11 protein-coding genes are annotated in these 11101 nt (G+C 69.8%); 4 read left to right on the top strand and 7 right to left on the bottom strand.

Annotated features, from left to right (window positions below; all coding sequences use genetic code 11):
• Positions 1–974: acyl-CoA dehydrogenase family protein (locus VED21_RS14875; protein WP_324883269.1), on the bottom strand; the 974-nt coding region annotated here is incomplete at its 3' end.
• Positions 975–1252: 278 nt separating this feature from the next.
• On the opposite strand from VED21_RS14875, the gene VED21_RS14870 reads away from it, so the two are divergent.
• From VED21_RS14870 to VED21_RS14860, 3 genes are all read left to right on the top strand, one after another.
• On the top strand, positions 1253–2470 hold the full coding sequence (locus tag VED21_RS14870) for a polyhydroxyalkanoate depolymerase (RefSeq protein WP_324883271.1): 1218 nt from the start codon (positions 1253–1255) through the stop codon (positions 2468–2470).
• A gap of 164 nt (positions 2471–2634) precedes the next feature.
• Positions 2635–3093: a MarR family winged helix-turn-helix transcriptional regulator gene (locus VED21_RS14865; RefSeq protein WP_324883267.1), complete on the top strand. Its 459-nt coding sequence runs from the start codon at positions 2635–2637 to the stop codon at positions 3091–3093.
• A 24-nt stretch (positions 3094–3117) separates the two neighbouring features.
• Positions 3118–4572, top strand: a complete 1455-nt coding sequence (locus VED21_RS14860) for a DHA2 family efflux MFS transporter permease subunit (RefSeq protein ID WP_324883265.1) — start codon at positions 3118–3120, stop codon at positions 4570–4572.
• Between the two features lie 6 nt (positions 4573–4578).
• On the opposite strand, the gene VED21_RS14855 is transcribed toward VED21_RS14860, so the two are convergent.
• The 4 genes from VED21_RS14855 to VED21_RS14840 all read right to left on the bottom strand — a co-directional run bounded on the left by VED21_RS14855 (position 4579) and on the right by VED21_RS14840 (position 8140).
• Entirely contained in the window at positions 4579–5601 is a 1023-nt protein-coding gene (locus VED21_RS14855) for an MBL fold metallo-hydrolase (protein ID WP_324883262.1), read from the bottom strand.
• Positions 5602–5871: 270 nt separating this feature from the next.
• Positions 5872–6924 (bottom strand): phosphotransferase, encoded by a 1053-nt coding sequence (locus VED21_RS14850; protein WP_324883260.1) that lies wholly within the window; start codon positions 6922–6924, stop codon positions 5872–5874.
• A 16-nt stretch (positions 6925–6940) separates the two neighbouring features.
• Entirely contained in the window at positions 6941–7696 is a 756-nt protein-coding gene (locus VED21_RS14845) for an SDR family oxidoreductase (RefSeq protein WP_324883259.1), read from the bottom strand.
• 21 nt (positions 7697–7717) lie between these two features.
• Positions 7718–8140: a PaaI family thioesterase gene (locus VED21_RS14840; RefSeq protein WP_324883257.1), complete on the bottom strand. Its 423-nt coding sequence runs from the start codon at positions 8138–8140 to the stop codon at positions 7718–7720.
• A gap of 402 nt (positions 8141–8542) precedes the next feature.
• Between VED21_RS14840 and VED21_RS14835 the strand changes: the two genes are divergently transcribed.
• Positions 8543–9322, top strand: coding sequence for an oxepin-CoA hydrolase, alternative type (locus tag VED21_RS14835; protein WP_324883255.1), 780 nt, complete (start codon positions 8543–8545; stop codon positions 9320–9322).
• 48 nt (positions 9323–9370) lie between these two features.
• Here the strand turns inward: VED21_RS14835 and VED21_RS14830 are convergent, their stop codons facing one another.
• Complete coding sequence (locus VED21_RS14830; protein ID WP_324883253.1) at positions 9371–10546, bottom strand: ABC transporter substrate-binding protein; 1176 nt, start codon at positions 10544–10546, stop codon at positions 9371–9373.
• A gap of 41 nt (positions 10547–10587) precedes the next feature.
• Positions 10588–11101, bottom strand: a 514-nt coding sequence (locus tag VED21_RS14825; RefSeq protein ID WP_324883251.1) for an ABC transporter ATP-binding protein, incomplete at its 5' end; no start/stop codon positions are given.

The raw sequence follows: 11101 nt of genomic DNA, 5'->3' as shown, positions 1-11101 counted from the left end.
TGCGGGCGCTCCATGGCGTAGGCGCGGGCGTGCCGGTAGGCGGCGCAGGCCAGCGCGGCGGCGCCGTTGCCGACGCCGATGCGGGCCTCGTTCATCATGTGGAACATGTACGACAGGCCCTTGTGCGGCTCGCCGATCAGGGTGCCCACCGCGCCCCCGTTCTCGCCGAAGTTCAGCATGGTCGAGGTGGTGCCGCGATACCCCATCTTGTGAATGAGCCCGGCCAGGGCGACGTCGTTCCGGGCGCCCAACGTGCCGTCCGGATCGACGAGGAACTTCGGCACGATGAACAGCGAGATGCCCTTCACGCCGGCCGGCGCGCCCTGGATGCGGGCCAGCACGAGATGGACGATGTTCTCCGACAGCTCGTGGTCGCCGGCCGAGATGAAGATCTTGTTGCCGGTGATGCGGTAGGTGCCGTCGCCGGCCGGCACCGCCGTGGTGCGCAGGTCGGACAGCGACGATCCCGCCTGCGGTTCGGTCAGCGCCATGGTGCCGAACCAGCGCCCGTCCAGCAGCGGGCGCATGTAGCGCTCCTTCTGCTCGGCCGTGCCGAAGGCGCGCAGCACGTTGGCCGCCGCGATGGTGAGGAACGGGTAGCCGGTGGTGCCGATGTTGGCGGCGGAGAACAGCGCGCTGGCCGCCGTGTGCGCGATGAAGGGCAGCTGCATGCCGCCCCAGTCGTAGTCCGCCGTCGCCGCCATGAACCCGGCGTCGATGAAGCGCGTCAGTGCCGCCGCCACCTCCGGCACCAGCACGACGCGCCCCTGCTCGAGTCGCGGCTCGTTCTCGTCGGCCGTGTGGTTGTGTGGGGCGAAGTGGTCGCGGGCGATGGCCTGCGCGGTCTTCAGCACCGCCGACAGCGTCTCGCGCGAATGGTCGGCAAAGCGTGGACGCGTGAACAGCGCATCGATGTCCAGAAGTTCGAAGAGAAGGAAGTCGAGGTCCCTTGTGTCGATCAGGCGGTTGTCCATGATCCGGTCGTCTCCACCCTTGCCCAATTGTTGATTAAGCAAACGGTAGCATGTCGGAATAAAATTCCGCAACCGGGCGCTGCTGTCGGCCTATGGATCGGCCGGCCGGGTTGCTGCGGTGCACCGGATGGGTGTGCGCCGCACGCGTCAGGAACCGGGAACGGCTCGAAACCGTTCCGGTGCCTGGAATTCGATTTTGCTGCGTTGACGCACTGCTTAGCAAGCGGCATGATCTTTCGTATATGCCGGGGTACTACCGAAGGGGTAAGCGCTTTATGGTGGCCTATCAGCTGTACGACCTACACCACACGATGCTGCGTCCGTTCGGTTGGATGGCGGAGCTGACGCGACGCACGTTGCACCACCCCTACCTGCCCGGCACCCACGCGCCGGCCGCCCGCCTGGCGCTGGCGGGGGCGGCGCTGGTGGAGCGCGCGACGCGCCGCTTCCCCAAGCCGGAATTCGGCCTGCACGAGACGACCGTGAACGGCGAGAGGGTGGCCGTCAGCGAACGCGTCGTCCTGCACAAGCCGTTCTGCAACCTGCTGCATTTCCAGAAGGGCACCGACGTCGCCCAGCCGCGCGTGCTGATCGTGGCGCCGATGTCCGGCCACCACGCCACGCTGCTGCGCGGCACGGTGGAGGCGATGCTGCACGACCACGACGTGTACATCACCGACTGGATCGACGCGCGGCTGGTGCCGATGACGGCCGGCTCCTTCGATTTCGATGACTACATCGACTACGTCATCGGGTTCCTGCACCACCTGGGGCCGAACACTCACGTGATGGCGGTGTGCCAGCCCACCGTGCCGACGCTGGCCGCGGTGTCGCTGATGGCGGCGGCGGACGACCCGATGCAGCCGCGCTCCATGGTTCTGATGGGCGGGCCGATCGACCCGTCGGCCAACCCCACCGCGCCGGTGGAACTGGCCATGTCGCGCTCGCTGTCGTGGTTCGAGCGCTCGGTGATCTCGCGCGTGCCGGTCTACTATCCGGGCGCCATGCGCCGCGTCTATCCGGGCTTCGTGCAGCTCACCGGCTTCATGTCGATGAACCTGGACCGCCACATCAACGCCCATCTGGCGCTGTTCCGCGACCTCGTGCGCGGCGACGGCGAATCGGCGGCGGCGCACGAGCGCTTCTACGACGAGTACCTGTCGGTCATGGACCTGACGGCGGAATTCTACCTGCAGACCATCGACAAGGTCTTCCAGCGCCAGCTGCTGGCCAAGGGCGAGCTGGTGTCGCGCGGCCGCAAGGTGGAGCCGTCGGCCATCCGCAAGACCGCGCTGATGACCGTGGAGGGCGAGCTGGACGACATCTCCGCCCCCGCCCAGACGGTGGCGGCGCACCGCCTGTGCTCTGGCCTGCCGGAATCCATGCACCGCAACCACCTGCAGGAGGGTGCCGGCCACTACGGCATCTTCAACGGCCGCCGCTGGCGCGAGCAGGTCATGCCGAAGGTCCGCGAGTTCATCCGCGAACGCGACTGACCCAACGTTTCCCGCGCTCCCCAAAAGCCCCTTCCCGCACTCCGGGAAGGGGCTTTTTCGTTGCCTGATCAACACGCTACCGCACCCGCGAACAAACGCCGCTTGACCGCTAGCCGGCTAATCACTAGCTTACTACTGAATTCGCCAGCCTGCCCGTGACTCCCATGACCGCCGCCGACACCGCCGATTCCCACCAGCAGCGCTTCAGCGCCGTCGCCGTCCTACTGCAGGACACGGCGCGGGCGTGGCGTCTCAAGCTCGACCAGCGGCTGCGCCCGCTGGGCCTCAGCCAGGCGAAGTGGCGCACGCTGGTGCTGGTCAACCGCGCCGGCGACGGCGTCACGCAGAAGCACCTCGCCGACCTGATGGGGATCGAGGGGCCGACGCTGGTCCGCCTGCTCGACCGGCTGGAGGCGGATGGCTGGGTGGAGCGGCGCGTCTGCCCGCGCGACCGCCGCAACCGCCTGATCCACCTGTCGGCCAAGTCGCGGGACATGCTGGTCCGCATCGAATCCGTCGCCGCCAGCCTGCGCACCGAGGTGCTGTCGGACGTGGCCGCGGACGACCTGGAAACCTTCGATCGCGTGCTGCGCCACATCCGCACGCACCTCGACGCCGTCTGATCCTGGGAAGAGGGAAGCACGCCCGTGTCCTCGCATGACGAGCTGAGCCGCCGCCACGGTGCGCGCTACAAGTGGCTGGCCACCGCCACGGCGATGATCGGCACCTTCTCCATGGTGGTGGAAGCGACCATCCTCAACGTGGCGCTGCCGGACATCATGGCCGCCTTCGCGGTCGGCCAGCAGACGGCGCAGTGGCTGGTCACCGGCTTCCTCGCCGCCATGACGGCGGGCATGTTGCTGAACGCGTGGTGCGTGGAGCGGTTCGGCATGCGCGCCACCTACGTCGGCGCCATCCTCGTCTTCTGCTCCGCCTCTCTCCTGGGTGCCCTGGCGCCGTCCATCGGCCTGCTCATCCTGGCGCGCGTGGCGCAGGGTGCGGCGGCGGGCGTCATCCAGCCGCTCGGCATGATCGTGGTGTTCGAGGTGTTCGCCCCGCAGGAGCGCGGCCGGGGCTTCGGCCTCTACGGCCTGGGGGTGGTGCTGGGGCCGGCGATCGCCCCCATGATCGGCGGGCTGCTGGTGGATCTGGTGTCCTGGCGGGCGGTGTTCCTGGTGGTGCTGCCGACCTGCGTGGCCGCCGTGCCGATGGCGCTGATGTTCCTGCGCAGCGGGAAGGCGGCCAGCCCGCCGCCGCTCGACCTTGCCGGGCTGGCGCTGCTGTCCGGCACGCTGGCGGTGTCGCTGTGGGCGATGGCCAGCGGGCCGCGCGTCGGCTGGGACCAGCCGGCCGTCGCCGGCGGGCTGCTGATCGGCCTGGCCGGCGCCGTCGCCTTCGTGGCGTGGGAGTGGTTCTGCCCGTCGCCGCTGCTCAACCTGCGCGCCTTCCGCTCGGGCGGGTTCGCCAGCGGGTTCCTCTTGTCGGCGATGATCGGCGTCGGGCTCTACGCCTCCACCTACCTGATCCCGCTCTACCTCCAGCAGGTCAAGCACCTGGAGCCGAGTGCCGCCGGCCTCATCCTGCTGCCGGCCGGGCTGGCGATGGCCTTCACCTTCCCGCTGGCCGGGCGGCTGACGGACCGGATGCCGGCGACCGTGGTGGCGCTGATCGGCATCCTGCTGTTCCTCGGGTCCTGCGTGATGCTGGCGCGGGTCGACGAGGCGGGCGGCCTGCTGTGGTTCACCGTCGGCATCGTCGTCGGGCGCATCGGCATCGGCTTGATGATGCCGCCGGTCAGCGCCGGGACGCTGCGCCTGCTGGATTTGCGGATGGTGCCGCAGGGCTCCGGCGCCATCAACTTCGGCCGCCAGCTTGGCGGCGCCATCGGCGTCGGCCTGATCTCGGTGGTGCTGAGCGTGGGCAGCGGCGCCCACGGCCCGGACTTCGCCGGGATGGGGGAGGCGGCGCGCCGCGCCGCCCAGGCCGAGGGCTACCACATCGCCTTCTACGCCCTGGCGGCGTCCTTCGCGGCGACGCTGCTGCCGCTCTGGCTGATGCACCGCCAGACGCGCCGCACCCACGCGGTGGGCGGGGCGTCGTGACGGCGCTCAACGCCTGAACGCAACCCGCCCGTCGCCGATCTCCACCATCTCCAGCCGTCCCCGCCCGGCGAGGTGGTGGACATAGCCGATGGCCTCGGCCATGGCGAACATCACGCTCTGCGCATCCAGCGGCTGGCGGAACAGCAGCGGCAGCAGGTCGGCCGCCGTCCGCGGGCCGGCGGCGCATTCCTCCTCCACGATCGACAGCCGCCGCGCGTAGTGCGCCTGCAAGGCGTCGAGGCGCAGGTGCAGCCCGCGGAACGGCGCCCCGTGCGACGGCAGGACCAGCGTGTCGGCCGGCAGCCGCCGGTGATCGTCCAGGGAGCGCAGGTAGTCGCTCAGCGGGTCCGCTTCCGGCGCCACCGGCCAGACGCCGATGTTGCTGGAGATGCGCGGCAGAACCTGATCGCCGGCGATGTACAGGCCGGCCTCGGCGCAGTGCAGGCCGGCATGGTCCGGCGTGTGCCCGCCGCCCACCAGCACCGTCCAGTCGCGCCCGCCGATGCGGATCGCCTCGCCGTCGGATATCGTCTGCACCGCCTCCGGCAGCGCCGGGATGGCGCGGCGGTAGCCGTTGCCGGCACCGGCGAAGGCCTGCGTGCGCTCGGCGTCCAGCCCGTGGCGGCGGTGCAGCGCCGTGAACACCGCCGTCGTCTCGTCGTCCGGCAGGCCGTGCAGCGTCCGGAGCAGTTCCCACTCCCCGGCGGTCATGAACACCGGGGCGCCGAACCGCTGGGCCAGCCACGCCGCCAGCCCGACGTGGTCGGGGTGCTGGTGCGTCAGCAGGATGCGCGTGACCGCTCGCCCGCCCAGCGTGCCGGCGAAGTGCCGCTCCCACCGCGCCCGGTTGGCGCCGGTGGAGAAGCCGGCGTCGACCAGCGCCCAGCCGTCGCCGTCCTCCAGCGCCCACAGGTTGATGTGTCCAGGCGGGAAGGGCAGCGGGAACGGCAGCCAGTAGACCCCCTCGGCAACGCGCACGCCGCCCTCGTCGGGCGGCGTTTCGCCGAAGGGAAACGCGAGATCCTGCATGGGTTTCCCCGTTGTGGCGGGACGGGCGGGGATAGTGCGACGCCGACGCTCTTTGAAGCCCCTCTCCCTCGACGGGAGAGGGGTTGGGGAGAGGGTGGCGCCGCGAAGCGGCCAGGAACTCGTTCTCCGCCCTGCCGGGCGTAAGTCCCCCTCTCCCCAACCCCTCCCCCCGCTCTCAGCGGATCCAAAGGATCCGCCTGTCGCGGCAGCCGGATCAAAGATCCGGCGAGAGCACGGGGGGAGGGGCTTTGAAGCGATCCGAAAGCCGTTCTACCCCATCGCCAGCCCGTGCGCGGTGCGGGCCAGCAGCGTCGCCCGCTTGCCGACCTCCAGCGCGTTGGCGGAACTGGCGTTGCCCTGGACCGCGCGTGCGTACACGCCCTGCACGATGGCGGCAAGCCGGAACAGCGCGAAGGTCAGGTAGAAGGTCCAGCCGGCGATGCCCGCGCGCCCCGTGCGCCGGCAATAGGCGGCCACGAACTCCTCCTCGCTCGGGATGCCCAGCGCCGTGAGGTTGGCGCCCACCAGCCCCTTCACCCCCGGCAGCCCGGCCGGCAGATGGTAGGGCAGGCAGCAGTAGGCGAGGTCGCCCAGCGGGTCGCCCAGCGTCGACAGCTCCCAGTCCAGCACCGCCGCCACGCGCGGCGCGCCCTGCGCGAACAGCAGGTTGCCCAGGCGGAAGTCGCCGTGCGCGATGGTGGTCCGGCTCTCGGCGGGCATGTTGGCGCCCAGCCACGCGATCAGCTCCTCCATCACCGGGTCGGCCTCGCCGACGATGGAGGCGCGGTACTGCCGGGCCCAGCGGTCGACCTGCCGCGCCAGATAGTTCTCCGGCTTGCCGAAGCCCTCCAGCCCGGCCGCCTTCCAGTCCACTTGGTGCAGCGCCGCCAGCGTTTCGTTCATGGCGTCGTAGATGGCGCCACGCTCCGCCGGGTCCAGGTCCGGCAGGTCCGGCCGCTCGAACACGCGGCCGTCGACGAACTCCATCACGTAGAACGCGGTGCCGATGACGTCCGCGTCCTCGCACAGCAGGATCGGCCGCGGCACCGGCACGCCGGAGCCATGCAGCGCCGCGATCACCCGGTACTCCCGCTCCACCTGATGGGCCGACGGCAACAGCGGCCCCGGCGGCTTCTTGCGCAGCACGAAGCTGCCGGCGCCGGTGTCCAGGCGGAAGGTCGGGTTCGACTGGCCGCCCTGGAACTGGCGGATGGCGATCCCCCCACGTTCCAGGCCCGGCACCCGTCCGGCGAGGTAGGCGCCCAGCCGCTCCTCGTCGAAGCGGTGGGCGGGCAGCACGTCGATCAGGGCCGGTGCCGACATGGTTGGACCGCTCCCCTTACGCCACCGTGTCGCCGCCGTCGGCGACGATCACCTGTCCGGTCACGAAGCTCGACAGCTCCGACGCCAGGAACAGCGCCACGCCGGCAATCTCCTCCGGCCGGCCGATGCGGCGCAGCGGCGTGCGCTCCTCCACCCGCGCGCGGCGCGCCGGATCCTCGATCAGCGCCTTGGCGAAGTCGGTGCCGATCAGCCCCGGTGCGATGGCGTTGACGCGCACGTTGGACGGGCCCCAGTCCAGCGCCAGATTGCGGGCCAGCGCCGATTCCGCCGCCTTCGACATGCCGTAGCAGCCGATGGTGGTGGTGCCGCGCAGTCCGGCGATGCTGGACAGCAGGATGACCGACCCGCCGCCGCGCTGCGCCATCTGCGGGATGACCATGTTGCACAGCCAGAACGTGCTCTTCACGTTGGCGGTCATGATCTTGTCGTACGCCTCGTCGCTCAGGTCCTGCATCGGGCCGTAGACGGGGTTGATGGCGGCGTTGCAGACCAGCACGTCGATGCGGCCGTACCGCTCCATGGTGCGGTCGACCAGGGTCTGCAGCTGGTCCTTGTGGGCGATGTGGCAGGGCACCGCCATGGCGTCGTGCCCGTCCTTGCGCAGCGCCTCGGCCACCGGCTCGCAGCTGTCGGCCTTGCGGCTGGACACCACGACGGAGGCGCCGGTCCTGGCGTAGGATTCGGCGATGGCGCGGCCGATGCCGCGGCTGGAGCCGGTGACGACCGCCACCTTGTCGCGCAGATCGATCATGTTTCTTCCCTTCTCGTTTCTTCAGTCGCGGTAGCGGTAGGTGCCCTCGCCCACGGCGATGATCTCGCCCTCGGCGTTGGTCACCTCGACCGTGGCGACGTAGATCTTGCGCCCGCCCGGCCGCCGCTTGGCGGTGGCGCGCACGGTGCCCTGCACGGCCTGCCCGATGTAGCTGGTGGTCAGCGACAGGGTGAGCACCCGGCGGTGCGTCCCGGCGACGCCGGTGTAGGAGCCGCAGAAGCCGCCGACCGCGTCGATCATCGACGCCACCACGCCGCCGTGCAGGATGCCGGAGCGGTTGAGCAGCTCCGGCCGGATCTCCACCTCCAGCACCGCGTGGTCCGGCGCCCATTCGGCGAGCCGGAAGCCCAGCAGCCTGTTGAAGCCGACGAAGTCGAAATCCAGCAGGGATGCCGCGTCCGCGGCCTGTTCCGTGCCCGTCATCGTGTGTCCCTCCCATGGGCCGCGCCCGGATCGTTGCATGCGGGGGCGCGGGTGTCAAACCGAATGAAACTAATTTCCGCACAGCGGTATTGCGGTTGGAGCATGCCTGCGGCTCCGCTTTTTTCCGCCGCCAAGCCCCGCTTTGCTGGACTGCGGTTCATCACAAAGCAACGAAGGAAACCAAGAACACAAAGAACGCCTTCGCGTGGCATCCCGCCTGCGGCCGGGCCGGCGCCTCTTCGTGTGCTTATGTCCGCTTTGTTGCTTCGTGATCCCACACGCCGCCGATCCCGGCGCCTCCGGCCCGACCGAACTTTGGGCCGACCGAATTTACAGCACCCCCGAAATGCCTTATTCCATAATACGAAACGTCATTCTGCATAACCACAAAGGGAGGATCGGGTGACGGACCTGCTTGAGGAGCGGCGGGGGCGGGTCCTCGTCCTCACCATCAGCGACCCGGCGACGCGCAACACGCTCGGCCCCGCGGTGTACGAGAAGGGCACGGATGCCTTGCGCCGCGCCGCCACGGATCCGGAGATCGGCGCCATCGTGCTGACCGGGGCCGGCGACGCCTTCTGCAGCGGCGGCAACCTCAACCGTCTGGCGAGCCTCCGCGACGGCCCGCGCGAACAGGCCGGGCACGGCATCGGCCTGCTGCACGACTGGATCCGCCTGATCCGCGCCTGTCCGAAGCCGGTGATCGCGGCGGTGGAGGGTGTCGCGGCCGGCGCCGGCTTCTCGGTGGCCTTGGCCTGCGACCTCATCCTGGCGGCGCGGGGCGCGCGCTTCGTGCTGGCCTACGTCAAGGTCGGGCTCAGCCCGGACGGCGGCGCCACCGCCTTCCTGGCGCAGACGCTGCCGCGCCAGCTGGCCGCCGAGATCGCCATGGAGGGCGGCGTCATCGACGCCGAACGCCTGCACCAGACCGGCGTCGTCAACGCGCTGTGCGACCCCGGCACCGTGCTCGACGCCGCCGTCGCCCGTGCCCAAAAGCTGGCCGACGGCCCCACGGATGCCGTCACCTCCATCAAGCGCCTGCTCGACGCCGCCTACGGCGAGGCGCTGGACGCCCAGCTCGACCGTGAACGCGCGTCCTTCGTCACCAACCTCTTCCACGCCGACGCCGGGGAGGGCATCGCCGCCTTCCTCGAAAAGCGCCGCGCCCGTTTCCATCCCTGAGCAAAGCGAAGGCCGGGTGGGGGCAATACCCCCACCACGGCTTCCCCATCACTGCCCCGGGTTCGCCTCGATCGGGATGATCTTGCCCTTCTCGACGAAGCCGACGACGATCTTGGCGTTCGAACCGCCCTTCTCGTCCACGCCGCCGATGCGCGACGGGTTGCGCTCCGGCGGCAGCTTGGCATAGGCCTCGCTCAGCTTGGCGTAGATCGCCTTCGGGTCGGTCGTCGTGCCCGCCAGCTTCATCGCCTCCGCCACCGCGTGCAGCGCCGAGTAGTGGTAGGAGATCTCCGAGCCCGGATCCTTGTTGTACAGCTTGCGGTACTTGGCGACGAACGCCTCCGCGCCCGGCCGCTTGTCGTGCACCAGCGGCATGACGCCGATGGAGCCTTCCAGCAGGTCGAAGCCGTCCAGCACGCGCGCCATCTCGTCCATCTTGGCCTGGTCCATGATGGCGAAGCCGCCCTGGAAGCCCAGCTCGCGCGCCGTGCGCACCACCAGCGCCGTCGGCTCCGAGGCACCGCCCACGAACATCACATTCGGGTTCGAGGCCAGCACCTTGCTGACGCCGCTGTAGAAGTCGGTGTCCTTGTTGTAGGACATCGGGTTCTCGGCCACGACCTCGCCGCCGGCCTTCTTCCACGCCGGCACGAAGGCTTGGCTCCACGCCTTGGCGTAGTCGTGGTCGGCGTTGGCGACCGCCAGCTTCTTGCCGAAGCGCTCCATCTCCGTGCGCAGGAACGGCTCGACGTAGCCCAGGAACGACGGCGGGATGCGCAGCGTCATCTTGTTGCCGCGCTCGGTGATGGAGGGCACGCTGGTGTAGGCGCCCAGGATGAAGTTGTCCTGCTCGTTGAACGCCTGCAGCGCGAAGGCGCCGCCCGAATGCGGGACGAAGATCATCGGCGCGTTGTTCTGCGCCTTCAGCCGCTTGGCGTTCACCGCGGACTCGCTGGGCGAGTACTTGTCGTCGAGCGCGGCGATGGTGATGGTCACCTTCTTGCCGCCGACCTCGATGCCGCCCGCCTCATTGAGTTCCTTTGCGGCCATCTCCAGGCCGCTCAGCGTGTTCTTTCCGTACAGCGCCGCACCGCCGCTCAGCGGGCCGGTGTAGCCGATCGTCACGCTGTCCTGCGCCGCCGCGGTGTTGGTCGCCATGCCGGCCGCAAGGGCCACCACGGCCGCGGCACCCGTCAGGCGCGCCAGCGTCTTCCACAAAGCCATCTTGTCGTCTCCCGTATTGAATCTCTTGTTCGATCAGGCGCTTACGCGCCGATGTATGCTTTCCGGATGCGTTCGTCGCCCAGGAGCGTGTCGCGGTCGCCCTCCATGACGATCTTCCCGCTCTCGATGACGTAGGCGCGGTGCGCGATCTGCAGCGCCGCGTAGGCGTTCTGCTCGGCCAGCAGCACCGTCGTGCCCGCCTCGTTGATCGCCTTCACCGCCTCCAGGACCTGCTTCACGATCAGCGGCGCCAGCCCCAGCGACGGCTCGTCCAGCAGCAGCACCCGCGGGCGGCCCATCAGAGCCCGCCCGATCGCCACCATCTGCTGCTGCCCGCCGCTCAACGACCCCGCCGGATCGTCCTTCTTCATCCGCAGCACCGGGAACATCTCGAACACGCGCTCCAGGATGTGCTGCGACGTCTTCGGGTCGCCGCGGTGCACGTAGGCGCCCAGCAGCAGGTTCTTCCTGACCGACATCTCGGGGAACAGCTTGCGCCCCTCCGGGCACTGCACCAGACCCGCCTGCACGATGCGCGACGGCTTGCGGCCCACG

The organism is Azospirillum sp., assembly GCF_035627195.1.
Taxonomy (GTDB): domain Bacteria; phylum Pseudomonadota; class Alphaproteobacteria; order Azospirillales; family Azospirillaceae; genus Azospirillum.
Note: the sequence above shows the minus strand (reverse complement) of the source record. Positions and strands in the feature narration are given on the sequence as shown.